Below are 26,551 nucleotides of genomic sequence, written 5' to 3'. Positions count from 1 at the left end.
GAGCACGTGCTAGTGAAAATATATTTTCGCGCGATGTTTTTGTCAGTAACGTTACGTATGCATCGCTTCGGAAATATACAAATGTCACGTGTTGACAGGCCAAGTGGCCATCAGTATGTTGGCCACCGCACGAGCGGGAACTCTCGTTAAACCGTTCCATCAGTTCGGTAGGGAATTCGAACAACCAAAGAATCTGCGCGGCCTGGTCAAAAAACTCCGCGTGAATTCGTGGTCTTCTGCCGGCGAGCAAACGCCGGCAGGCGGGATAGGGACATGCCGGTAGATTACCGTTGGATCACCACGCTGGATGAGCACAGTGGGCGCGCCCTGCTAGAGCTCTATGACGACGCGCTCACTTCCGGTACCTATCTGGGCTATCCGGAACCGATCGAGCCGAGCGAGCGTGTTTCGATCGTGCATCGTTTGAATGACGCGCTCGGCGAGAAGCGCATTCTGCTGTTCGGCATCTACAGCGGCGAGCGACTGGTCGGCACCGCGATACTCACACCGAACAAACTGCCGAACTGCAAACACATCGCCGAGATTTCCAAAGGTGCGATTCACTCGGAGCTGCGGGCCAGCGGTATTCTGCCGGGCGCGCTGTTACATGTCGCCGAGAGAGCCAAGCTCGAAGGCTATGACATGCTCACGCTCGACGTACGAGCGGGAACCGAGCCGCACAGCATCTGGAGCCGGCTGGGCTTCAAGGAATATGGAATCCTGCACGATTACGCACGCGTCGACGGGGAGTCTTTCTCGGGTGCGTACATGTATCAATACACCGACGAGCTGATCGAGCGCCTCGAGGCACTCACGAGGGGGGCGAGCGAAGCGTCGTCCCGGCGCCTTTCATCCAGGAAGGCAACCATGATGCCGGAGGAGGTGTTCAAGGTTGCGCTGCGCGAGGAGCTGATGGCGCGCGTGACGATGACCCATCCCATCATCAAGGAGGTGCTGAGCGGCGAGCCGAACTGGGAGTTGCTGCGCTTCATGACGCTGCAGGGCTACCAGCTCACCAAGCACTTCCTCAGCTACATCGAGATCCTTTATCACCACTGTCCGCGCGGCGTGCACAAGCGACGCCTGCTCTACAACATGTTCGAGGAGGAGACCGGTCGTTTCTCCTCGACCGACAATCACGTGACGTTGATGCAGAACTTCATTCGCGCTATCGGCATCGACGAGCCGACCAGGGACGCGGCGCAGCCGTTGCCGTCCACCAAGCGACTGATCGACTATCGAATGGACCTGGTGAGGAATCGCTACACATTCCACATGGGCGCCGCCGCCGTGATGATCGGCAGCGAAGGCCAGAACCTGGAGACGGCGGCGGGCGATGCGCGACACGACCTGCTCCCCCGAGTCTACGGTTTGACGGCGGACGATCTGAGCTTTTTCTCCGTTCACCAGAAAGAGGATGTCGGGCACGTCAAGGAAGGCATCAGCCTGGTTGCGGCTGTGTGCCAGAACGCTCGCATGCAACAGGAAGCGCTGGAGGCGGTACGGACCACTTGCGACCTGTTCTATGGAATGTACGAGGGCATTTCGGCGCACTGGCATGCGAGTGCAGATCGTCACAACACAGTGAGTGCCGCTTGATGAGCGCGGTCGCACTGCATTCGTTGAGCTTCGAGCTGGGCAACACCCAGCGCGAAGTCCTGTCCATAGACGGCGTGGAAGGGCAGTTCAAGCGCGCCGGCCTGCCGGCCAATACCAAGATGCTGGGCTGCCGTTACTTCTACGAAGCTCGGCAGCCGCTGGAAGAAATGATCTCGGCGACGATGTCGCGAACTCTGGCGGACGCGGCGCTCGATGCGAGCGAGATCGACGCGTTCGTGTTTGCGTCCGCACGCCACACGGCTGAGTCCCTGGATCGATCGTTCGTGCAGCGGCTGCTGCAGAAGCATGGCCTCCAGCGAGCCATGCCGCTGGCGGTTTCGCTGCAAGAATGCTTGTCGCTGCTGACGGCCATCGATGTCGCAACTCGATCCCTGCAGGATGAGGACATGCGCAGCGCGCTTGTCGTGTGCTTCGACGTGACGCCCTCGGATGATGACCGAGTCGCGCCATACGGAGTGCTCAGCGACGCGGCATCCAGCTGCATTGTTTCGAAGGGTCGAAGCGGGCTCCAGATACTGGGCTATGCGAGCGGCTACGACTGGCAGGGCGCCACAGGCACCGATGACTTCAACGTGCGCACTCGGCTGGGCCAAAGCGTGCTCAAGAAATCCTTGCAGCGCGCCGGCCTGCAGCCGCAACAGTTGAGCAAGGTATTCTCGACCAATTTCTTCGAACCGATCTCGAAGGTGTATGCGGCCGCCTTGTCGCTCAAGCAGGTGTACACGCGAACGGCCGCGTCCTATGGCCACTGTGCGTGTTCCGATCCCATCATCAACATGCTCGACTATCTGCACTCCAATCCGGCGGCCAGCGGCGAGCATTTCATGTTGCAGTCCTACGCACCGGGATTCATGGCGATGCTGCCTCTGAGAGCCACGGGTCGCGGCGTCGTCGCGTCATGATGATCGATCTGCACAGCCGCGACAGTGATGCGCCGATCCGATGCGACGTCGCGATCGTCGGCGCCGGCATGGCAGGTCTGTATCTGGCGAGCGAGCTGAAACTGTCGCAGGCGTCGGTCGTGGTGCTGGAGAGCGGCGGTGTCGGATTCTCCGAGCATAGCCAGGCATTGAGTCGCGGGACCGGTCGCATCGTGAACCCCGATGGATCGTCGCGGCGGTTCGACGATTACCTGCACGAATCGCGGGAGCGATATTTCGGCGGCACGGGGAATGTCTGGGGCGGCAAGTGCGCGAAGCTCGAGCGACATGATTTCCGGCAACGTCCGTGGGTTGATTACAGCGGCTGGCCCATCGGGCTCGACGAGTTGGAGCGCTACTACGATCGTGCTTGTTACGCGCTCAATATCCCGACGACGCTGGACGTTACATCCATCTCGCGCGAGCTGCAGGAGCGCCCGGTGCTCACCCGATGCGAGGATGGCGACAACTTCACGACGGCGCTGCGCTGCTTCAGCGGCCTGACGGGAAGCGCGCCAGGAGATTCCTTCGCCGAGTTCAAGCGTCGCGTGGCGAGGCAGCACAACGTTTCCATCTATTTGAACGCGACGGTCACAGATATCCAGTGCTCGGCGAACGTGCAGTCCGTCTCGCGCCTGCACGTCAAGACGAATTCGGGAAAGCAGTGCACTGTGGAAGCGCGGTGCTTCGTTCTTGCGGCTGGAGGGCTCGAGAATCCGCGACTCCTGCTCAATTCCAATAGACAGCAGCCAAACGGGCTGGGGAACGATTGCGACGTCGTCGGCCGTTTCTACAGCGGCCACACGGTTTTCAAGAACGTAGCTCGTGGTGGAAGCGAACCGTGTTTCGCGGTGATGCCAGGTTGCGGGCAGTCATTGGCGCTGTATTCAGACAAAGATCCAACACGTCTGCAGGGCATATTCACGCTCGCCTCCAAGGCGCAGTGGCGAGAAAGAATGATGGGCTTCTCGGTCACGCTCGAGCGCCCTGAGCCGGAGGCGGCGGACGATCATTACCCGTTGTTTTTCATGACGGAGCAGGCGCCGAATCCGCAGAGCCGACTGACGCTCACGGACGACGAGGATGCGTTGGGTTTGCGCCGCCTGCACCTGGAATGGCGCTTCGATCGCAAGGACATCGAGAACTTGAACCGCGGCGTGCGTCTGTTTGCAGGATTCCTCGAGCACTCGAAGCTCGGCAGGCTCAGCGACTCCGATCTGCATTTCGATCCGGCTGCGACGGCGGAACTCAGCCGGCACCACATCGGGGCCACGCGCATGCACGACGATCCGTCGCAAGGCGTGGTCGATCGCGACTGCAAAGTCCATGGAATCGACAATCTGTACGTATGCGGGACCTCGGTGTTTCCCACGGCGGGCCTGGCAAACCCGACGTTGACGGTCATGGCGCTGGCGGCTCGCCTGGGCGACTTGTTGAAGAGCCAGGTTCGCACACTGCGGGCCGTCGATTGGACGACGGATAAGGCAATACTCAGGGAAGGGTGTCACGATGACGGCTGCTAGCATCGCAAGCGCAAGGATCGAACCAACCGAAGCCGCATGTCCGCAGTTCGTGGCGTTTGCCCGGTACACGGCGGCGCGGCTGCTCGAACAGCCCGAGATGATCAGCGATGCCGGCAATCACTTTGCGCAGCTGAACGATCTCATTCTGCAGCTGGAAGCCAGGATTTTTGCAGCCTGCGGCAGTGGCCGCGACACCATTCCCGAAGAGCCGATTGGCAACCTGCTGTGGCTTTTCAATCGCGCCTACCTCGCCTGGGAGACAGAACTCGAGACACGCTTCGTCATGGCGCTGGAGAGTGGCGCCGTGGCCAGCTACCGGGAGTACCTGTTGTATGAGCGGTTTCGCAGGCTGCTGGCCCGCGAGTTCTCCATGGTTCGCATCAGCGCCGCGCCCAAGGCGCTGTTCATTGGCTCCGGGCCTCTGCCGATCAGCGCGATCCTGATGGCGGGCTATCTCGACAGCGCCATCGACTGCGTCGACATCAACGTCGACGCGATCGCGCGCTCGCAAAGCATGATCGATGCGCTCGCCCTGCATGACAGGCTGCGGCCGATCCATCGGGCCGAACCTGCGTATTCGGTCGCGCAGTACGACCTCATCATCATTGCGCTGTTGGCGAAGCCCAAGCGGGTGATTCTCGAAAACATCGCCAGGACCAGGAAGCCCGACGCGCAGATCATCTGCCGGACTTCCTATGGACTGCGCCGGTTTCTGTACGAGCCGCTGGCCGGCCGGGAGGATCTCGCTGGATTCTCCATCGTGGACTCGCGCGTGGCGAGTGGAGGCGACGAGGACACGATTTCGTCGTTGCTGCTCCGATGATTGGTAGCGTGAAGACGGCGGCGATGGCCGCCCGCGATCCATTGCAGGATCGTGAGCTCACCGTCCAGCAACTGCTCCGGCAACTGCAGGAGAAGGACGCCAGCCTCACGCTGGAGAACGGCAAGCTCACGCTGAAGGCGAAACCGGGAACGGTGCCGAAGAGCCTGCTGGACGCGGTACGAAACTACCGCGAAGAGATCGTGGGCTATCTGCAATCGCTGCTCGACAGAACGGTCGATCCAGAGCACGTCGCGGCGCCGATCCCGAGAAGACGACCTGGGGCGCGCATTCCTCTGACCCATGCACAACAGCAGTTGTGGATTCTGTCTCGTTACGCCGAGGCAGACACGACATACAACATGCCACGTGCGTACGTGGTGGAAGGCGCGTTCGACACCAGCAACTTCAAACGCGCCATCGCTTATGTACTGCGCCGGCATGAGATTCTCAGGACGACCTTCGATTATGGTGCGGACGGAGTGCCGGAGCAGATCGTTCACGAGCACTACTCGCTGCCGGTGGTGGAGTTCGACCTGAGAGGTCTGCCGGAACCGCAGCAGCAGACGGAGTTGCAACGCTTGGCGCATGCCGATGCGTCGGCGCCTTTCGATCTCGAGACCCAGTTGCCATTCCGGGTATCGATCATTCCACTGAGCGACCGCGCGTGCGGAGTCCTGGTGAACGTGCACCACATCGCCGCGGACGCTCGCTCGATGGAACTCGTTCGCAAGGAAATGTTCGCGGCCTATGACGCGTACCAACAGGGTGTGGAACCTCGCCTGCAACCGCTGCAACTCCAGTATGGAGATTACGCTTGCTGGCATCGCGAGTTGATGCAGAAGGAGTTCATCGAGAAGCAGCTGGGTTACTGGAGGAAGCAGCTGGCCGATCTTCCCGAGGTGCATGCCTTGCCGCTGAAGGGACCGAGGCAGGCCAAGGTTCAGGGCTCCGGCGCCTCGTTCTGGCAGCACGTTGACGCCGACGTTGCGCAAGGCGCGAGGCAACTGTGCCGGAGCGTCGAGTGCACGCCCTTCATGCTGTTGCACGCGGTGTTCGCCTTGGTCGTCGCCGCCTACAGCGCGCGGCGAGATGTGGTGGTCGGCACGACGATCACCGGCTGCACGCATAAGGAGCTCGAGGCCATGGTCGGCCTGATGGTCAACGTGCTCGTGCTACGTAGCGACGTCGACCCGAACCAGACGTTCGTCGAGTTCATGCGCCGGAACGCGGCAACGATTCTCGAGGCGTATGACAACCAGCACGTGCCTTTCAGCATGCTGGTGAGCGAGCTCAACCCGCCGCGGAGCCAGACGCACAGTCCGCTGTTTCAATTGATGATCAGCTGGCCGGACAAGCAACGCGGCGCCGATCACGAGGCGAGCGACGGGGCGGTCATGCGGCCCATGTCGAAGGGCGGATTCACCCCGAAGAACGAACTCGAGATCGTCATCCACCAGGACGACAAAGGGCTGAGGCTGCGGTGGGACTACCGTCAGGACCTGTTCGACCGGGCGCTGGTCGAGCAGATGTCTGCAACGCTCGCTCGGATACTCAAAGCGGTGACGCGCGATGCCACTTCGCGGGTTTCGGACCTGCTCGCCGATGAGATAGGTGAGACAGGATTGCACGGCAATCACTCGACATCGCAGACCGAGAAAGCATCGCGAGCGCTTGACGCATCTTACGTTGCGGCGGAGACGGAGACCGAAGCTGCATTGGCGAGTATCTGGCAGGAGGTGCTGGATATCGAGTCGGTCGGCGTCGCGACGAATTTCTTCGATATGGGCGGCAATTCGCTGCGCGCCATCCTGATGCTCAACGCTGCGAACGAAACGTTCCAGATCGAGCTCGGCATGACCGAGATCTTCAACTTCAACACCATTCGGGACCTGGCCAGGCACATCGACTCGCTCGACGTGGAGAGCACGGGCGAGGGCATACCCGTGGTTTTGCGGGAGCAATCATTGCCATTGTCGTTCGCGCAGCAACGGCTGTGGTTCATCGATCGATTGGAGGGCGGCGGCGCGCAATACAACATTCCCGCCGGATTGCGACTAAGTGGCGCGTTGAACGTGGACGCGTGGCAGGCGAGCTTGGATGCGATCATCGAGCGCCACGAAATCCTGAGGACCACTTACGCGGCGGTCGACGGTGAGGCCAGACAGGTGGTGCATGCGCCGAGGCCGCTGTCACTTTGGCAGGTGGATCTGTCGTCGTATCCGAAAGAGGTGCAAGCCGAGCGCCTCTCCCAGCTTAGGCGCGAAGAGAGTGGCTACGTCTTCGATCTCGCGAACGAGTTTCCGATTCGCGCCGGCTTGGTTCGCCTCGGCAAACAAGACCACGTGCTACTGCTGAGTCAGCATCACATCGCCTCGGATGCGTGGTCGATGCAGATCCTGATGAGGGAGCTCGAAGCGCTGTACGCGTCGTTCTGCGCCGGCGTGCCGAGTGATCTACCGAAGCTGCCGATTCAATACGCGGACTACGCGCACTGGCAGCGTAGCCGGATGTCCGAGCCGGAGTTCGCTCGCAAGCGCGCATACTGGCAGTCACAACTGGCAGGCATCCCGACGGTGCACAGCTTGCCCCTCGACCGAGTGCGCCCGGCGCAGATGGATTTCACGGGAGACGTGTTCGAGCAGCGCCTGGGCAAGGAGCTGTTGCAGCGGCTGCAAACGTTGGCGGCCCATCACAACGCCAGCCTGTTCATGGTGCTGCAGAGCGCTTTCGCCGCGCTGCTGAGCTACTGGAGCCGCGAACGCGACATCGTGATGGGCAGCCCGATCGCAGGCCGCACCCACAAGGACCTCGAGCCGCTGATCGGCTTCTTCGTCAACACCCTGGTGCTCCGAAGCGAGATCTTGCCGAGCGAGAGTTTCGGTCAGCTGTTGACGCGCAATCGAGCGATGATCCTCGACGCGTTCGAGCATCAGGAAGTGCCGTTCGACATGTTGGTGGAGGAGCTGCAGCCCGAGCGCAGTCTGAGTCACACGCCGGTGTTCCAGATCATGTTCACGCTGAACCATGATCGGGGCGCGACGCAGGCGAATGCTCCGCAGGCGAACGGCCTCCGAAGCCGCGAGTTGGAGTGGGGATCGAGTCGCATCGTCGCGAAGTTCGATCTCACGTTGAACGCCAACGAGCGCTCGGATGGCCTGTCGCTGAATTGGATTTATGCAAAGAGCCTGTTTGACGGCGCGACGTTGAGCCAGCTGGGCGCGGCGTTCGAGCTGCTGCTTGAGCGGGTCACGGCATTCCCTGAGCGGCCCATGTTCGGTACACCGCTGTTGACGCTGGCGAATGTCGAGCGGATATCGTCGTGGCAAGGCCCGAACGCCGACTATCCCTTGATCTGTTTGCACCGGCTGTTCGAGCAGCAGGTGGAGACGACGCCAGAGCGCACGGCGGTGGTGTTCGAGAAAGAGTCGCTGAGCTACGCCGAGCTCAATGCTCGATCCAACCAACTGGCACGCTATCTGTTGGCGCAGAAGTTGCCTGCGGAAAGCTGCATCGGCGTTTGCATCGGCCGCAGCCTGGACATGATCGTCGCGATCATCGCGTCCTTGAAGGCGGGCTGTGCCTATGTGCCGCTCGATCCGACCTACCCTGCGGATCGTCTGTCGTACATCAGCAAGGACAGTGGCGTTGCGTTGGTGCTGTCGCAGTTGCCCCATCGAGACGCGCTGGAATGTGACGTGCCCACCGTCTGCGTGGACGACGCCGCCTTTCAGGATCACGTGCGTGGCTATGGAACGGACGATGTCGATGACGTGCCGGGCTTGTCCCCGCAAAGTCTCGCGTATGTGATCTATACGTCGGGAACGACCGGTCGGCCAAACGGTGTCGCGGTTCCTCATTCCTCGGTGGTGAATCTGGCCAAGAACATGCACGCACTCATCGGGGATGAGTGCCGCGGCGCATGGGGATGGATTGCGTCGTTCGCGTTCGACGGGTCGCTCCAGGCCATCGCCGAGCTCATGCACGGTCGTTCGGTCGTGATCTTCTCCGAGGACGCGCGCCATGATCCGCGAGTGTTGAGTCGTTCGCTCGCCGCGCTGCCGCTCGGGGTGATCGACTGCACGCCTTCCATGCTCGATCTGTGGCTGAGCGTCGGCTTGGGTGAGCTTTTGCCTGACATCGTCGTCGGTGGCGAGCCTGTCAGCGTGGATCTATGGATGCGACTGCTCGAGTGGCAGGATCGTTACGGTCGCCGGGCATTCAATGTATATGGGCCCACCGAGACGTGCGTCGACAGTTGCTGGACTCGAGTCCGCGGTCCGAAACCGAACATCGGCCGGCCGCTCGCGAACGTGCAGCAGTATGTATGTGACGATCAGATGAATCCCGTGCCGCCACTTTGTGTCGGCGAGCTGTACATCGGCGGTGTATGTGTCTCTCGAGGTTATCTGAACCGCTCCTCGCTGACCGCTGCGCGTTTCGTGCCGGATCCATTCAGTGCAGTCGCTGGCGCGAGGCTTTATCGCACCGGCGACCTGGTTCGCTACCTGGACAATGGCGATCTGGAGTATCTCGGACGAACCGACGACCAGGTCAAGATCCGCGGCTTCCGTATCGAGCCCGGTGAAATAGCATCGCAGTTGCTGAAGCTCCCCGAGATCAAGGCGGCCACAGTGGTCGCGCGCGGCCAGGCGAACGACAAGCGACTGATCGCTTACTTCGTTCGCGCCGGCGAGCCTGTCGACATCGCTGCACTCAGGTTGAAGCTCAAGCAACAACTGCCGGACTACCTGGTTCCCGCTGCATTCGTAGAGTTGCAGGCACTGCCGTTGACAGGCAACGGCAAGATTGACAAGCGAGCCTTGCCCGAGCCTCCAACGACAGCAGCGGTCGTTTGCGAACCCTTGAACCAGACCGAAAGGGCGATCGCCGAGATATGGCGCAGGGAGCTCAAGCTCGATCGCATCAGCGTCGATGCAGACTTCTTTTCGGTGGGTGGCCACTCGCTGCTCGCGATTCGCATCGCCAACCGGATCACCGAGCGATTCGGACGAGAGGCGCCGATCAAGGCCTTGTTCGAGCACAACACCATTCGGGATCTCGCCAGGTACATGGACCGGCTGGAAGGCGATGCGGTCGGCAGCATACCGAGAGTTTCTCGGCAGCAAACATTGCCCTTGTCCTTCGCGCAGCAGAGGCTATGGTTCATCGACCGGCTGGAGGGCGGCGGCGCGCAATACAACATTCCTGCGGGACTGCGGCTGAGTGGCGCGCTGAACGTGGAGGCGTTGCAGGCCAGCCTGGACGCGATCATCGAGCGTCACGAAATCCTCAGGACCACCTACGTTGTCGTGGAGGGCGAGGCCAGACAGGTGGTGCATGCGCCGAAGTCGCTGCCGCTGTGGCAAGTGGATCTGTCGTCGTATCCGAAAGAGGTGCAAGCCGAGCGCCTCTCCCAGCTGAGGCGCGAAGAGAGTGGCTACGTCTTCGATCTCACGAATGAGTTTCCGATTCGCGCCGGCCTGGTTCGCTTGAGCGAGCAAGACCACGTGCTACTGCTGACTCAGCATCACATCGCCTCGGATGCGTGGTCGATGCAGATCCTGCTGCGAGAGCTGAATGAGCTGTACGCGTCGTTCTGCGCCGGCGTGCCGAGTGATCTACCGAAGCTGCCGATTCAATACGCGGACTACGCGCACTGGCAGCGCGCTCGGATGGAGGAGCCGGAGTTCGCTCGCAAGCGTGCTTACTGGCAGTCACAACTGGCGGGCATACCGACGGTGCATAGCTTGCCGCTGGACCGAGTGCGCCCGGCGCAGATGGACTTCAAAGGCGACGTATTCGAGCAGCGCCTGGGCAAGGAACTGTTGCAGCGGCTGCAAACGTTGGCGGCACATCACAACGCCAGCCTGTTCATGGTGCTGCAGTGTGCCTTCGCCGCGCTGCTGAGCTACTGGAGCCGCGAACAGGACATCGTGATGGGCAGCCCGATCGCGGGCCGCACCCACAAGGACCTCGAGCCGCTGATCGGCTTCTTCGTCAACACGCTGGTGCTTCGAAGCGAGGTCACGACGTGCGAGAGCTTCGACCAGCTACTGGCGCGCAATCGAACGATGATCCTGGATGCATTCGAGCATCAGGAAGTGCCGTTCGACATGTTGGTGGAGGAGCTGAATCCTGAGCGCAGCCTGAGTCACACACCGGTGTTCCAGGTCATGTTCATGCTGAACCGGCGCGAGCAAAGCAGCGACCTTCAAGAAGCGGCGCCGTCCAGCTTGCGGGGTCGTACGCTCAAGTGGGATACCAGCCACGGCGTCGCGAAGTTCGATCTCACGTTGAATGTCATCGAGCGTGAAGATGAGCTTTCTCTGAATTGGATCTATGCACGGAGCTTGTTCGAGCCCTCGACGTTAGCGAGACTGGCGACGTCGTTCGAGCTGCTGCTTGAACGGATCGTCTCGGCTCCTGCCGAGCCACTATTCGCCGCGCCGTTGCTAACGGCCTCGGATGTCGAGCGCATGTCGTCATGGCAGGGCGCGAGGACGCACTATCCAGCCGTTTGTTTGCACCAGCTGTTCGAGCAGCAGGCAGCGACGACGCCGGAGCGCACGGCGGTGGTGTTCGAGGGAGAGTCGCTAGATTTCGCCGCGCTCAATGCTCGATCCAACCAGCTCGCGCGCTACTTGCGGGCGCAGGGTCTGCCTGCTGAAAGCCGCGTCGGCATTTGTCTCGGTCGCAGCCTGGATATGATCGTCGCGATCCTGGGCACGATGAAGGCAGGCTGTGCTTTTGTGCCCGTCGATCCGACGTATCCTGCGGAACGCTTGTCTTACATCAGCAAAAACAGCGGCGTTGCGTTGGTGCTGACGCAGCTACGTCATCGAGGCGTGTTGGATCGTGACTTGCCTACGGTCTGCTTGGATGACGCCGAGTTCCAGGATCACGTGCATGGTTATGAGACGAACGATGTCGATGTCGTGCCGGGACTCACCCCGCAAAGTCTCGCCTATGTGATCTACACTTCAGGGACCACTGGTCGGCCCAATGGCGTCGCCGTTGCTCATCACTCCGTCGTGAACCTCACGCAGAACCTGCGCGCACTGATCGGCGATGAGCGCGAGGGTGGATGGGGCTGGACCGTTTCCTTCGCGTTCGATGGCTCGCTCAAGGGCATCGCGCAACTCATCGCCGGACGGCCACTGGTTATCTTTCCCGATGAAGCCAGGCTCGATCCGCAGGTGTTGCGACGCTCGCTCGCAACCTTCCCGCTGGCGACCATCGATTGCACGCCGTCCATGCTCGATCTGTGGCTCGGCGTCGGGCTGGGCGAACTGCTTCCGGATCTCGTCATCGGCGGCGAGCCGATCACGGCCGAACTTTGGGCGCGCCTGGTCACGTGGCAGCAGCGTCACGGGCGCAGGGCATTCAACGTCTACGGCCCCACGGAAACATGCGTCGACAGCTGCTGGACCCGGATCAGCGGCTCGAAGCCGATCCTCGGCCGACCGCTCGCGAACGTGCGGCAATATATATGTGACGACCGCATGAACCGGGTGCCGCCGCTTTGCGTCGGCGAGTTGTATATCGGGGGCGTCGGTGTCTCCCGTGGCTATCTGAACCGCTCCTCGCTGACAGCGGCGCGGTTTGTGCCCGATCCGTTCGGCGATACTGCGGGCGCGAGGCTCTACCGCACCGGTGATCTGGTTCGCCATCTCGAGAACGGCGAGATCGAGTATCTGGGACGCGCGGACGATCAGATCAAGATTCGGGGGTTCCGCATCGAGCCCGAAGAGATCGCGTCGCAGTTGCGGCAGCTCTCTGAGATCAAGGCGGCGGCCGTCATCGTACGCGGCACAGCGATCGACAGACAGTTGATCGCTTATTTCGTACCCACCAGTCGCCCCGTCGATGTTGCGCAACTCAAAACTCAGCTGAAGCAGCGACTGCCGGATTACCTGGTCCCCAGCGTCTTCGTCGAGCTGGACGCGTTGCCGTTGACCATCCACGGCAAGGTCGATAAGCGTGCATTGCCTGCGCCGCCAGCAGCAACGGACGTGGGCAGCGAACCAGGCAACGCAACGGAAGCCGGCATCGCTGACATCTGGCGCAAGGAGCTGAAGCTCGAGCGCGTTGGTGTCGACCAGGATTTCTTCACGCTCGGCGGTCACTCGTTGCTGGCGATCCGCGTCGCGAATCGGCTCGCCGAGCGCTTCGGGCGGGACGTGCCGATCAAAGCGCTGTTCGAGCACAACACGATTCGTGCCCTGGCGAAGCACATCGACCTGCTGGATGTCGACGCGACGGGCGCCATACCGGCGGCGCCACGGGACGCACCATTGCCGCTCTCGTCGGCTCAGCAGCGGTTGTGGTTCATCGATCGGCTGGAGGGCGGCAGCCCTCAATACAACATTCCCGCCAGCGTGCGACTGAGCGGCGCAGTGAACGTGCAGGCGTTGCAGTCGAGCCTGGATGCATTGATCGAGCGTCACGAGATTCTGAGGACCACCTACGCGGCGGTGGACGGCGAAGCCAGACAGGTGGTGCATGCGCCGAGGTCGCTGCCACTGTGGCATGTGGACCTGTCCTCGTGCTCGCCGGAGGCTCAGGCCGAGCGCCTGTCTCAGCTGAGACGCGAAGAGAGCGGATACGTCTTCGACCTCGCGACCGAGCTTCCGATTCGCGCAGGCTTGGTTCACCTCGGCGAGCAGGTGCACGTGCTACTGCTGACTCAGCATCACATGGCCTCGGACGGGTGGTCGATGCAGATCCTGATCAGAGAGCTGGATGAGTTGTACGACGCCTGTTGCAATAGCCGATCCGCCAACCTGCCGCCGCTCTCGATTCAGTACGCGGACTACGCGCACTGGCAGCGTTCCCGGATGTCCGAGCCGGAGTTTGCTCGCAAGCGTGCTTACTGGAAGTCACAACTGGCAGGCGTACCGACGGTGCATAGCTTGCCGCTCGACCGAGTGCGCCCGGCGCAGATGGATTTCACGGGCGATGTGTTCGAGCAGCGCCTAGGCAAGGGACTGTTGGAGCGGTTGCAAACGCTGGCGGCACATCACAACGCAAGCCTGTTCATGGTGCTCCAGAGTGCCTTCGCCGCACTGCTGAGCTACTGGAGCCGCGAATCTGACATCGTGATGGGCAGTCCGATCGCAGGCCGCACCCACAAAGACGTGGAGCCGCTGATCGGCTTCTTTGTCAACACGCTGGTGCTCCGAAGCGAGATCTCGCCGAGCGAGAGCTTCGGTCAGCTGCTGACGCGCAATCGAGCGATGATCCTGGACGCGTTCGAGCACCAGGAAGTGCCGTTCGATGTGCTGGTGGAGGAACTGCAGCCCGAGCGCAGCCTGAGCCACACACCCGTGTTCCAGATCATGTTCGCGCTGAACCCACGCGAGCAAAGCGCCGATCAGCAAGAATCGGCGCTGGCTGGCCTGCGTAGCCGTGCGCTCAAGTCATATACCGGCAACGTCATCGCCAAGTTCGACCTGAGCCTCACTGTCAATCAGCGTGCGGACGGGCTATCGCTGAACTGGACGTATGCGAAGAGCCTGTTCGAGGCGCCGACCGTGGCCAGGCTGGCAGCGTCCCTCGAGTTGCTGCTCGAACGCATCGTCGAGGCTCCTGTCGAGCCGTTGTTCCGAGCACCGTTGGTCACGGTCGCGGATGCCGAGCGCATGTCGTCATGGCAGGGCGCATTTACGGACCACCCATATATATGTCTGCACCAGCTGTTCGAGACGCAGGTGGCGATGAGCCCCGAGCGGATGGCGGTGATGTACGAGGGCGAGTCGCTGAGCTATGCAGCGCTCAACGCCCGGGCCAACCAGCTGGCGCGCTATCTATTGTCGCAGCAGCTACCTGCAGAAAGTCGTGTTGGTCTGTGCATCGCCCGCAGCCTCGATATGATCGTGGCGATTCTGGGTACCTTGAAGGCGGGCTGCGCCTATGTGCCGCTCGATCCAACGTATCCGGCCGAACGCCTGTCGTATGTCAGCAAGGACAGCGGACTGGCCCTCGTGCTGACGCAGCTGGACCATCGCGACGTACTGGAATGTGACGTGCCCACGATGTGTCTGGATGATGCCGCATTCCAGGGGCACCTGCGTCGTTATGAGACAAATGACGTCGGCGAACTGCCAGGACTGTGCGCGGGAAGCCTTGCTTACGTGATCTACACCTCGGGCACGACCGGTCGGCCGAACGGCGTGGCCGTGCCTCATCGCTCGGTGGTGAACCTCGCTGAGAATCTGCGCACGCTTATCGGTAATGAATGCGAAGGCGCGTGGGGTTGGGTCGCGTCGTTCGCATTCGATGCGTCGGTGCAGGCCATCGCGCAGCTCGTGAGCGGACGCCCGGTTGTTATCTTTTCCGAGGAAGCTCGGCGCCATCCGAAAGCTCTGCGTCGCACGCTCGAATCGTTCCCGTTGGCGGTCATGGACTGCACGCCTTCCATCGTCGATCTCTGGCTCGGCGTCGGGCTGGGCGAGGTGCTGCCGGATCTCGTCATCGGTGGCGAGCCGATTACCCAGGATCTGTGGGCGCGACTCGTGGAGTGGCAGGAACGTCAAGGGCGCAGAGCATTCAACGTCTACGGCCCGACCGAAACCTGCGTCGACAGCTGCTGGACACCCATTCGCGGGCCGAAGCCGAACATCGGTCGGCCGCTCGCGAACGTGCAGCAATATGTATGTGACGACCGCATGAATCTGGTGCCGCCGTTGTGCGTCGGCGAGTTGTACATCGGCGGCGTCGGTGTTTCGCGCGGTTATCTGGACCGACCCTCGCTGAGCGCGGAGCGATTCGTACCGGATCCATTCGGCGCTGTGTCAGGCGCGAGGCTCTATCGCACCGGCGATCTCGTTCGTTATCTGGCGAATGGGGATCTGGAGTACCTCGGTCGCACGGATGAGCAGGTCAAGATTCACGGCTACCGCATCGAGCCCGCCGAGATAGCCACGCGGTTGCTTCAACTGCGGGAGATCAAGGCCGCGACGGTGGTGGTGCGAGCCGCCGCCGCCGGCCGGCAATTGATTGCATACGTCGTTCCGGCTTGCGCACCTATCGATGCGGCCATGATCAAGGCGCAGCTGAAACAGTGGCTGCCGGACTACATGGTGCCCGCCGTATTCGTCGAGCTGGATGAACTGCCGCTGACCAATCACGGCAAGATCGACAAGCGAGCACTACCTCCGCCGCCAGCGACGGCAGACGTCGTTTGCGATCCATCGAACGAGACCGAAGCCGCGATTGCGGATATCTGGCTCGAGGAGCTGAAGCTCGACCGTGTCAGCACGGATCAGGACTTCTTTGCGTTGGGTGGGCATTCGCTGCTCGCCATCCGCATCGCCAATCGGATAAGGGAACGACTCGGACGAGACGCACCGATCAAGGCTTTGTTCGAGCACAACACGATTCGCGATCTGGCGAAGTACGTCGCTTCGTTGGAAGCGGACGCAAGCCGCATACCGGCCGCGTCACGGGAAGCGCCCTTGCCGCTCTCGTCGGCTCAGCAGCGGCTGTGGTTCATCGATCGTCTGGATGGCGGCAGCCCTCGATACAACATTCCGGCCGGTTTGCGATTGAGCGGTGAGTTGAATGTGGCGGCGTTGCAGTCGAGCCTGGATGCGTTGGTCGAGCGCCACGAGATCCTGAGGACCACTTACGTTGCGGTCGACGGTGAGGCCAGGCAGGTGGTGAATGCGCCGAGGCCGCTGTCACTTCGGCAGGTGGATCTGTCGTCGTATTCGAAAGAGGTGCAAGCCGAGCGCCTCTCCCAGCTGAGGCGCGAAGAGAGTGGCTACGTCTTCGATCTCGCGAACGAGTTTCCGATTCGCGCCCGCTTGGTTCGCCTCGGCGAACAAGACCACGTGCTACTGCTGATTCAGCATCACATCGCCTCGGATGCGTGGTCGATGCAGATCCTGCTGCGAGAGCTGAATGAGCTGTACGCGTCGTTCTGCGCCGGCGTGCCGAGTGATCTACCGAAGCTGCCGATTCAATACGCGGACTACGCGCACTGGCAGCGTAGCCGGATGTCCGAGCCGGAGTTCGCTCGCAAGCGCGCATACTGGCAGTCACAACTGGCAGGCATCCCGACGGTGCACAGCTTGCCCCTGGACCGAGTGCGCCCGGCGCAGATGGATTTCACGGGAGACGTGTTCGAGCAGCGCCTGGGCACTAATTTGTTAGCGGGGTTGCAGAAGGTGGCGGCCCATCACAACGCCAGCCTGTTCATGGTGCTGCAGAGCGCTTTCGCCGCGCTGCTGAGCTACTGGAGCCGCGAACAGGACATCGTGATGGGCAGCCCGATCGCGGGCCGCACCCACAAGGACCTCGAGCCGCTGATCGGCTTCTTCGTCAACACGCTGGTGCTTCGAAGCGACGTCTCGCCGCGAGACAGCTTTGATCAGTTGTTGACGCGCAATCGAACCATGATCCTCGACGCATTCGAACACCAGGAAGTGCCGTTCGATCTGCTGGTGGAGGAACTGCAGCCCGAGCGCAGCCTGAGCCACTCACCCGTGTTCCAGATCATGTTCGCTCTGAACCGGCAGGAGCAAAGCAGCGATCGGCGGGAATCGACGCCGGCTGGGCTGCGTAGCCGTGCGCTCGGGGCGGATCGCAGTGGCGTCGCCAAGTTCGATCTCACCTTGAACGCCACCGAACATGCGGAGGGGCTGTCGCTGCATTGGATTTATGCGACCAGCCTGTTCGAGCGATCGACCGTGGCACGCTTGGCAGCTTCGTTCGAACTGCTGCTGAACCGGATCACAGAGAGCGCCGCCGAGCCGCTGTTCAACGTTCGGATGGTCACGGCGGCCGATGCCGAGCGCCTGTCGTCTTGGCACGGGCCGAAAGCCGATTATCCATCCGTTTGTTTACACCAGCTGTTCGAGGCGCAGGCGGCGGCAGCACCGGAACACATCGCCGTGGTGTTCGAAGGAAGCACGCTGAACTATGGAGCATTGAACGCTCGAGCCAACCAGCTGGCGCGCTATCTACTATCGTTGCATCTGCCCGCCGAAAGTCGGGTCGGTCTATGCATCGCGCGTAGCCTCGACATGATCGTAGCGGTCCTGGGGACGTTGAAGGCCGGCTGTGCCTACGTGCCGCTCGATCCGAGCTACCCAGCGGATCGCCTGTCCTATATCAGCAAAGACAGTGGGCTCGGCTTGGTGCTGACCCAGCTGCCCCATCGTGGCGTGCTGGAATGTGAGGTTCCCGCTGTGTGTCTGGATGACGCTGTCTTCCAGAAACAGTTGTGCACCTATGCGCCGGACGATGTGGATGAAGTGCTGTCGCCCCAAAGTCCCGCTTACGTCATCTACACCTCGGGGACGACGGGTCGGCCGAACGGCGTCGCTGTTCCTCACTGCTCGGTCGTGAATCTGGTTCATTGCTCACTGCCCATGCTCGGTGTGGGTCGTGAGAGCAGGGTACTGCAGTTCGCGACGCTGAACTTCGATGCCGCGAGCTGGGAATGGCCCATGGCGCTGCTGAACGGGGCTTCGTTGCACATCTGCCCCCGGCGGACGATGGCGTCGCCCGACGCGCTCAGTGAGTTCCTCATCGAGCAGCGGATCACTCACGCCGTGTTGCCCCCCGCGCTGCTCGCATACATGCAGCCCGACCGGCCGTACTCGCTGCAAATGTTGATGGTCGGCGGCGAAGCTTGCGAAAAGGCGTCCGCGTGGAAATGGGCCGAGCGCTGGCGCTTGCTGAACGGCTACGGGCCGACCGAAGCGACGGTGTGCGCCACGCTCGCCGAAGTCGGGCCTGGCATGCCGATCACCATCGGCAAACCGCTACCCAACGTGCGCTGTTATGTGCTGAATCATGCGATGAAGGCGGTGCCGCCCGGATGCATCGGCGAGTTGTATATCGGCGGCGCTGGCGTATCGCGCGGCTATCTGAATCGGCCCTCGCTGACGGCCGAGCGATTCGTGCCGGACACTTTCGACGTTGCGCCGGGACGGCGGATGTATCGAACCGGCGATCTCGTTCGATACCTGGACGGCGGCGAACTGGAGTACCTCGGGCGCACGGACGAGCAGGTCAAGATTCGCGGCTTTCGCATCGAGCCGAGCGAGATAGCATCGCAGCTGAGCCAGCTGCCTGAAGTCAAGTCGGCGGCGGTGATCGTGCGCGGAAACGCGAACGACAAACAACTGGTGGCGTACGTTGTCGCGACCTCGCAACTTGTCGACATAGCTCAGCTCAAGTCGCAATTGAAGCAGCGACTGCCGGACTACATGGTGCCCCCGGTGTTCGTTGAGCTGGATGCATTGCCGATGACCGCAAACGGCAAGGTCGACAAGCGAGCATTGCCGGCGCCGCCCACAACGGCGGATGTCGTCTGCGAACCGTTGAACGAAATCGAGGCGGCGATCGCGGAAATCTGGCGCAACGAGCTGAAGCTCAACCGCGTCAGCGTGGATCAGGACTTCTTTGCGTTGGGCGGTCATTCGTTGCTGGCGATACGGATAGTCAACCGGATCGCCGAACGGCTCGGAAGGGATGTTCCGATCAAGGCACTGTTCGAGCACAGCACGATTCGCGATCTGGCCAGCCACATCGCGGCAATGTCGACGGGAGAGTCGGGACCCATTCCGCAGGTTCCACGGGAAGCCGCATTGCCGTTGTCGTCTGCCCAGCAACGATTGTGGTTTATCGATCAGCTCGAAGGCGGCGGCGCGCAATACAACATTCCCGCGGGAATGCGACTGAGCGGTGCAGTGAACGTGCAGGCGTTGCAGTCCAGCCTGGATGCGTTGATCGAGCGTCACGAGATTCTGAGGACCACCTACGCTACGGTGAACGGTGAAGCCAGACAGGTGGTGCACGCGCCGAGGTCGCTGCCACTGTGGCAGGTGGACCTGTCCTCGTACTCGCCGGATGTTCAGGCTGAGCGCCTGTCTCAGCTGAGGCGCGAAGAGAGCGGATTCGTCTTCGATCTTGCGAATGAATTTCCGATCCGCGCCGGCTTGGTTCGCCTCGGTGAGCAAGATCACGCGCTGCTTCTGACTCAGCATCACATCGCTTCGGATGCGTGGTCGATGCAAATCCTGCTGAGAGAGCTCGAAGCCCTATACGACGCTTATCGCGAAGGCCGATCCGCCAACCTGCGGCCACTCTCAGTTCAATACGCAGACTACGCGCACTGGCAGCGCGCTCGGATGGCGGAGCCGGAGTTCGCTCGCAAGCGTGCTTACTGGCAGTCACAGCTGGCGGGCATACCAACGGTGCACAGCTTGCCGCTGGACCGTGTGCGCCCGGCGCAGATGGACTTCACGGGCGGTATGTTCGAGCAGCGTCTGGGCAAGGCACTGTTGGAGCGGCTGCAAACGTTGGCGGCACATCACAACGCCAGCCTGTTCATGGTGCTGCAAAGTGCCTTCGCGGCGCTGCTGAGCTACTGGAGCCGCGAACAGGACATCGTGATGGGCAGCCCGATCGCGGGCCGCACCCACAAGGACCTCGAGCCGCTGATCGGCTTCTTCGTCAACACGCTGGTGCTCCGAAGTGACGTATCGCCACGAGAGAGTTTCGATCAGCTGCTGACGCGCAATCGAGCAATGATCCTGGAAGCGTTCGAACACCAGGAAGTGCCGTTCGATCTGCTGGTGGACGATCTGCAGCCGGAGCGCAGCCTGAGCCACACGCCGGTGCTCCAGATCCTGTTCGCGCTGAACCATGACGAGGCAAGGGCGCCGGTCCGTGAGCTGCTCGGTCGCAGGCTGAAGCGGGATTCCAACGAAGTCGTTGCCAAATTCGATCTCAGCCTGAACGCCCACGAGCGCACCGACGGCCTGGCGCTGACCTGGATCTATGCGACGCGCCTGTTCGAGCCCTCGACACTGGCCACACTGGCGGCATCGTTCGAGCTGCTGCTGGAGCGAATCGTCGAGGCGCCGGAACAGCCCCTGTTCGCCAAGCCATTGGTCACGGCTGCAGATGCCGAGCGGATGTCGGCGTGGCAGGGCGCGGAGGCGAACCACACATATATATGTGTGCATCGGCTGTTTGAGGCGACGGCCGCGGCGACGCCGGAACGCACAGCAGTGGTCTTCGAGGGCGAATCGCTCAGTTTCAAAGAGCTGAATGCTCGAGCCAATCGGCTGGCTCGATATCTCCTCGCACAACGGCTGTCTGCGGAAAGTGCCGTCGGTCTGTGCATCGGTCGCAGCCTGGACATGATCGTAGCCATATTGGGTGTGTGGAAGGCGGGCTGCGCCTATGTGCCGCTTGATCCGACATATCCTGCCGAGCGCCTGTCGTATATCAGCAAGGACAGCGGGCTCGCGTTAGTGCTCACACAGCAACAACATCGAGACGCGCTGGAGTGCGACGTGCCTGTGCTGTGTCTGGATGACGGCGAGTTCCAGGATCGGATACGTGGCTACGGTTCGGGCGACGTGGACGAGGTGACGAGACTCTCGCCGGCCAGCCTCGCCTACGTGATCTACACGTCCGGCACCACCGGTCGCCCAAACGGCGTCGCCGTTGCTCACCAGTCCGTCTTCAATCTCGCCGCGAATCTGCGCGAACTCATCGGCCAGGATGTCACAGCTGCCTGGGGCTGGATCGCATCGTTCGCGTTCGATGCGTCGGTGCAGGCCATCGCGCAGCTCGCCAGCGGGCGGCCGGTAGTGATCTTTCCGGATGAGGCCAGGCGCGATCCGCAGATCCTGGCTCGCCGGCTCGCAGGATTCCCATTGGCAGCGATCGACTGCACGCCTTCGATACTCGAGTCGTGGCTCAGCGTCGGGCTTGGCGAGCAGCTGCCTGATCTCGTCATCGGCGGCGAGCCGATCTCTGCGGAGCTGTGGACGCGACTGCTCGAGTGGCAGAAAGATTGCGGTCGCCGCGCCTTCAACGTCTACGGTCCCACGGAGACATGCGTCGACAGCTGCTGGACTGTAATCGGCGGGCCGAAGCCGAATATCGGACGGCCGCTGTCGAACGTGCAGCAGTACGTGTGCGATGAACGGTTGAACCCGGTACCGCCGCTGTGTATCGGCGAGCTATATGTCGGCGGCGTCGGTGTATCCCGCGGCTATCTGAATCGACCACCGCTGACTGCCGAGCGGTTCGTGCCCGATCCGTTCGCTGGGGCGCCGGGAAGCCGGATGTATCGAACGGGTGACCTGGTTCGCTATCTGCAGAACGGTGAGCTCGAATACATCGGCCGCGTCGACGATCAGGTCAAGATCCGCGGATTCCGCATCGAGTTGAGCGAGATCGAGTCCCGGCTGCATCGGTGTTCCGGTGTTGCCGCCGCTGCCGTCGTCCTTCGGCGACTTGGCGATCGCCAGGCGATCGTTGGCTACATCGTCCCGACGCGCGAAAGCGAGCTGAGCTCCGATGCGCAGCTCGCGTCGGACGAATTCGCAGCAACGCTGCGTGAAGAGCTCAACAACATGCTTCCCGACTACATGGTGCCGGCCTTCTTTGTCACTGTCGCGAAGCTGCCGATCAACGTGCACGGAAAGATCGATCGGCGCAGTCTGCCGACACTGGACCTCGCCGCAGCGGCGCGCGGGGACTATACGCCGCCGCAGAACGAGATCCAGCGATTGCTTTGCGATGTTTGGCAGCGCCTGCTCAGAGTTCCACGAGTCGGCATTGACGAGAATTTCTTTGCGTTGGGCGGGGATTCCATTCTGGCGATGCAGATTGTCGCAGCGGCGCGCAAGGTTGGCGTGAGCATGCGAGTGCGGCAGCTGTTCGAGCATCAGACCATCAGAACGCTGTCGTACTGTGTCGACACGGCCACGCTGCAGGCGCAAGGGAAGTCGTCAATCACTGGTCCGCTGAAGCTGCTGCCCGTGCAGAAGCGGTTCCTGGCGAGTGGGTTGACTAACCTCAATCACTACAACCTGTCGGTACTGCTGGAAACGACCGCTCTCACGGCGTCGGGCGTGCGCGAAATGGTCGGCGCCCTGTACCAACGACACGACGCGTTGCGAATCAGGTTTGAGCGAACAGGCGCCCGGTGGACTGCAGAGCACATGCCGCTCACCGATGATCTGATCGAAGCAGCCGCGCATCACGTGGATCTCAGCTCGGTAGAGACAGCTGCACGCCGTACGCGCATCGAAGCGATGTGTGAAGAATTGCAGCGCTCGCTCGACATCGAGCGAGGCGTTCTGCTGAAGGCAGCGTACTTCGATCTTGGTGGCGGATCGGGCCGATTGCTGCTGATCATTCATCACCTGGTGATGGATTGGGTGTCGTGGCGCATCGTCCTTGCAGACCTGGAGCGGGCGACCCGGCAGGTCACCAGCGGTCAGCCGATCATGATGCCGCCAAAGGTGTGCTCCTATCAGCAGTGGGGAGACGCAATCCACGAGTATGCACATAGCGATGGGCTCGCTGCGGAGCAGGGGTTCTGGCTCGAACAGTTGGCCGACGATGTCGACGACTTCGCTGACGTGCAGCCGCATGCAGGCAGCGCGGAGGGCTCGATCTACAGCTGCGGATTCGAGCTCGATCAGAACGATACGCGATCGCTTCTCACCGACTGCGCACAGCGCTATGGCGCGCGTGCGGACGAGCTGTTGTTATCCGCACTGGCGATCGCCCATGCGGAATGGCGCGATCGATCGCGCTTCCGGGTGGAGGTGCAAGGGCACGGTCGGGAAGAGATTTTTCAGGCGATCGATGTCACGGAAACCGTTGGCTGGTTCACAACCGCGTATCCCCTGATCATCGACGTCGAACCCGCAGACGCAATCGACGCCAACGTTGACCGCGTGAAGCATCGATGCCGCTCCGTGCCCAAGCATGGCTTCGGATTCAACATCCTGACCGAGATTACGAACGATCCGATGCTCTCTCAGCGCGATCGCGCCCGTCGCAGGGACACGATCGGGTTCAACTACCGCGGACGGTTTGACAACAGCATCAACCAGGAGTCGGCATTCACCATTGCGCCGGAGAGCAAGGGCAGCGAGCTGGATCCGCGCGAGGCCTTCCAATCCAGAAACCTCGTGGAAGTGATCGCCATGACCGCTCGCGGCAGATTGTCCGTGAAGCTGATCAGCTCATCACAGTTCCTCGCAGAAACGAAGGCACGCGACCTCCTCAGTGCTTTCGAGCGGGCGCTCGGGAGAATGATCGCAGCAGCGGACGACCCGACCGAAAGCGACCGACAGGATCTGGAAAGCAGCCTTGAAGCATGAGCAAGGAGTGAGAAGATGACCGATACAACGGAAGTGATCTACAAAGCGGTGCTCAACGACGAGGAGCAATACTCCATCTGGCCGGCGGATCGGGACAATCCTCCCGGCTGGCGCGATGCCGGCTGCAGCGGCACCAAGGAGCAATGCCTCGCATACATCGACGAGCATTGGAAAGACATCCGGCCACTGAGCGTACGCAAGGCGTTGGGTGCTGCTTAGGCGGAATGAAGGGAGACTGACATGACTGCCATGACTTGCGAAGAGGTCTCGCGAGTGAGTGCTCTGGCGCAACCGCTCGTCTTTACGCCGAAGGCGCTGGGGCCGAACCTGGCGGCGTGGATTCGCGACAACAGCGATGCACTGAATCGCCAGCTGTATGAACACGGCGCGATTCTGTTTCGCAAGTTCAAGGTGAATGGCGCTCGCGATTTCGAGGATGTGGTGGCTGCGTTGGGCGAACCTATCATCGAGTACAACAATCGCTCCACACCGCGCACGCAAGTCAGAGGCAAGATCTATACGTCCACCGAGTATCCCGCGAGCGAAACCATTCCCCTGCACAACGAAAACTCCTATAGCCACGCCTGGGCGATGAAACTGTTCTTCTTCTGCGTGAAGGCGCCGGAAGTAGGCGGCGAGACTCCGATTGCGGACAGTCGGCGCGTGTACGAGCGGATTGCTCCGGCGGTGCGCGAGGAGTTCATTCGCAAGAAAGTGCGCTACGTCCGGAACTATGGATACCTCGACTTGCCATGGCAAGAGGCGTTCCAGACGGACAACAAGGCGGACGTGGAGCACTCCTGTAAGTCGAATGGTATCGAGTTCGAGTGGTTCGACGATGGTCGCCTGCGGACCTGGCAGACGTTACCCGCAGTAGCGCGCCACCCGGTGACAGGTAAGGATGTCTGGTTCAATCAGGCGCATTTGTTCCATGTGAGCAACCTGGGCAGGGACCTGCAGAGCGCACTGTTGAGCAGCGTCGGCGAAGAGAACCTGCCGCGGAATGCTTATTACGGCGACGGGACGCGCATCGACTCTGCTGCGCTGGACGAGGTTCGGCGCGCGTATGACGCCGAACAGATCGTGTTTCCATGGATGGCAGGTGATGTGCTGCTACTGGATAATATGTTGTTCGCTCATGGCAGAAAGCCATTCTCCGGGGCGCGACAGGTGCTGGTGGGTATGGCCTCCGAGAACAGAGATCACGGCTTGCAGCCCCCGCACGATTTGCCGACGTGATGGGGTACTGCAGGGATTGCAAGAGGTGCAGGGAATGTACACGTTGAATTCGAGCGAACACGCGTTCTTTTCGGAGAACGGGTACCTGTCGATTTCGAACGCGGTCGACGATGCTGCGCTGACCGAACTGCGCTCGCTGTGCCGGCAGTTCATGCAGAACCGAGGCATCGACGAACGTACGCTTTCGGGCGAGAAAGAGGGTGAGCTGCCACTGGTTTGGATCCGCTGCAGCAATCAAGAGCTGGAGCAGTTCGCACGCACTTCGGCGATTTTCGGTTGGGCGCGCCGATGGGCGAGCGAGCTGCTTCAGGTCGACGAAAGTTCGTTGCGGCCCAAGCTCCGGATCTTCTACAAGCGTCCGTTCAGCGAATCCGCTGTCGAGTGGCACCAGGACGAAGCGTTCTACCAGAAGTTCTCCGGCGAGCGGCTCGAGGGCTATCGCAGCTTGAACTGTTGGGTGGCGCTGGACGATGCGGCGCCAGAAAGCGGCACGTTGAAATACATTCCCGGCTCGCATCGCGATGGGCTGGTCGAGCATGACGTGATCCCTACAACGGTGTTCGAGCCGTTGCTGGAAGGCGAGTCGCGTGAGGATGATGAGCAGGCGGGCATCACTTTGCGCACCACCAACCTCGACGAAAAGCGTGCGATATACGCCAGCGTTCCGCGTGGGGGTATCAACATTCATCACTGCAGGACGTTGCACGCCTCCGACGCCAACACCTGCGCCTCGCCGCGGGGCGCGTTCGTGGTGATTTTCCGCCAGGAAGGCGGCGCCGCCGAGCAGAAAGGGGCCTAGTCGAAGGGTTTCAGGGACGAATGGCTACATATATCTATGAAGAGCAGGCGGGGGGCGGGCTGGTCCGACAGGGTTCCGCCGCGCCGTTCCATGCCGTAGCGATCGCGGTAGATGAGATCCAGGATCTCGGCAGCCTGCGTCAGACTGCGGCCGAAGTCGTCGCGAGATACTCGATCATCGGCGCGCCGGGCTCCATCATAAACATCGACGGTGAGGTCAGCTGGTGCGATCTGCCTCGAGATCTTGCCGACACGACGGAACTCCTGCGTTTGGTCTGCGATAGCGCGCTCGTAAAGTACGCGCCCGAGCAGCGGTTCTTCGAGATGCATGTTGTTCCGCCATCGGCCGAGCGTGGATGTCCGCGTGCTCTGGTGTTGTTCATTGCCTCGGCAAGCAGTGCTGATGCACATTCATTGTGCTTGATGGCCAGCGAGATCCTGGTGGGACGCCCTCTCGCGGAACGGCGAGTCCTTCAG

Annotated in this window: 9 protein-coding genes; 8 read left to right on the top strand and 1 reads right to left on the bottom strand. The window is 61.6% G+C overall.

The annotated features are described in order from the left end of the window. Positions 1 to 273 precede the first annotated feature (273 nt). From JM946_RS17610 to JM946_RS17575, 8 genes are read left to right on the top strand one after another with little or no spacing between them, the layout of a single operon-like run. A complete protein-coding gene (locus JM946_RS17610) occupies positions 274 to 1,599 on the top strand; it encodes an iron-containing redox enzyme family protein (protein WP_203168665.1) in 1,326 nt (441 codons plus the stop codon). Beyond that, positions 1,599 to 2,522 (top strand): beta-ketoacyl-[acyl-carrier-protein] synthase family protein, encoded by a 924-nt coding sequence (locus JM946_RS17605; protein WP_203168664.1) that lies wholly within the window; start codon positions 1,599 to 1,601, stop codon positions 2,520 to 2,522. The genes JM946_RS17610 and JM946_RS17605 overlap by 1 nt, the downstream gene beginning before the upstream one ends. Further along, positions 2,519 to 4,063, top strand: coding sequence for an FAD-dependent oxidoreductase (locus tag JM946_RS17600; protein WP_203168663.1), 1,545 nt, complete (start codon positions 2,519 to 2,521; stop codon positions 4,061 to 4,063). The genes JM946_RS17605 and JM946_RS17600 overlap by 4 nt, the downstream gene beginning before the upstream one ends. Beyond that, positions 4,050 to 4,886, top strand: a complete 837-nt coding sequence (locus JM946_RS17595) for a nicotianamine synthase family protein (protein WP_203168662.1) — start codon at positions 4,050 to 4,052, stop codon at positions 4,884 to 4,886. The genes JM946_RS17600 and JM946_RS17595 overlap by 14 nt, the downstream gene beginning before the upstream one ends. Next, on the top strand, positions 4,883 to 24,037 hold the full coding sequence (locus JM946_RS17590) for a non-ribosomal peptide synthase/polyketide synthase (RefSeq protein WP_218042945.1): 19,155 nt from the start codon (positions 4,883 to 4,885) through the stop codon (positions 24,035 to 24,037). Before JM946_RS17595 ends, JM946_RS17590 begins: the two co-directional genes overlap by 4 nt. A 15-nt stretch (positions 24,038 to 24,052) precedes the next feature. Continuing rightward, complete coding sequence (locus JM946_RS17585) at positions 24,053 to 24,256, top strand: MbtH family protein (RefSeq protein ID WP_203168660.1); 204 nt, start codon at positions 24,053 to 24,055, stop codon at positions 24,254 to 24,256. A gap of 21 nt (positions 24,257 to 24,277) precedes the next feature. Further along, on the top strand, positions 24,278 to 25,276 hold the full coding sequence (locus JM946_RS17580; RefSeq protein WP_203168659.1) for a TauD/TfdA family dioxygenase: 999 nt from the start codon (positions 24,278 to 24,280) through the stop codon (positions 25,274 to 25,276). A gap of 34 nt (positions 25,277 to 25,310) precedes the next feature. Beyond that, positions 25,311 to 26,075, top strand: coding sequence for a phytanoyl-CoA dioxygenase family protein (locus JM946_RS17575; protein WP_203168658.1), 765 nt, complete (start codon positions 25,311 to 25,313; stop codon positions 26,073 to 26,075). Here JM946_RS17575 and JM946_RS17570 read toward each other — a convergent pair. After that, positions 26,072 to 26,404, bottom strand: a complete 333-nt coding sequence (locus JM946_RS17570; RefSeq protein ID WP_203168657.1) for a hypothetical protein — start codon at positions 26,402 to 26,404, stop codon at positions 26,072 to 26,074. The genes JM946_RS17575 and JM946_RS17570 overlap by 4 nt on opposite strands. Between the last annotated feature and the right edge of the window lie 147 nt (positions 26,405 to 26,551).

It is taken from the genome of Steroidobacter gossypii, from assembly GCF_016801985.1.
Taxonomy (GTDB): domain Bacteria; phylum Pseudomonadota; class Gammaproteobacteria; order Steroidobacterales; family Steroidobacteraceae; genus Steroidobacter; species Steroidobacter gossypii.
This window is presented reverse-complemented; position numbering and strand designations above follow the sequence as displayed.

What these genes read in the sequence shown, in the direction of transcription:
- JM946_RS17585 (WP_203168660.1), top strand. Translation starts at nt 24,053, where the DNA reads ATGACCGATACAACGGAAGTGATCTACAAAGCGGTGCTCAACGACGAG.
- JM946_RS17590 (WP_218042945.1), top strand. Translation starts at nt 4,883, where the DNA reads ATGATTGGTAGCGTGAAGACGGCGGCGATGGCCGCCCGCGATCCATTG.
- JM946_RS17575 (WP_203168658.1), top strand. Translation starts at nt 25,311, where the DNA reads ATGTACACGTTGAATTCGAGCGAACACGCGTTCTTTTCGGAGAACGGG.
- JM946_RS17600 (WP_203168663.1), top strand. Translation starts at nt 2,519, where the DNA reads ATGATGATCGATCTGCACAGCCGCGACAGTGATGCGCCGATCCGATGC.
- JM946_RS17610 (WP_203168665.1), top strand. Translation starts at nt 274, where the DNA reads ATGCCGGTAGATTACCGTTGGATCACCACGCTGGATGAGCACAGTGGG.
- JM946_RS17595 (WP_203168662.1), top strand. Translation starts at nt 4,050, where the DNA reads ATGACGGCTGCTAGCATCGCAAGCGCAAGGATCGAACCAACCGAAGCC.
- JM946_RS17580 (WP_203168659.1), top strand. Translation starts at nt 24,278, where the DNA reads ATGACTGCCATGACTTGCGAAGAGGTCTCGCGAGTGAGTGCTCTGGCG.
- JM946_RS17605 (WP_203168664.1), top strand. Translation starts at nt 1,599, where the DNA reads ATGAGCGCGGTCGCACTGCATTCGTTGAGCTTCGAGCTGGGCAACACC.
- JM946_RS17570 (WP_203168657.1), bottom strand. Translation starts at nt 26,404, where the DNA reads ATGCATCTCGAAGAACCGCTGCTCGGGCGCGTACTTTACGAGCGCGCT.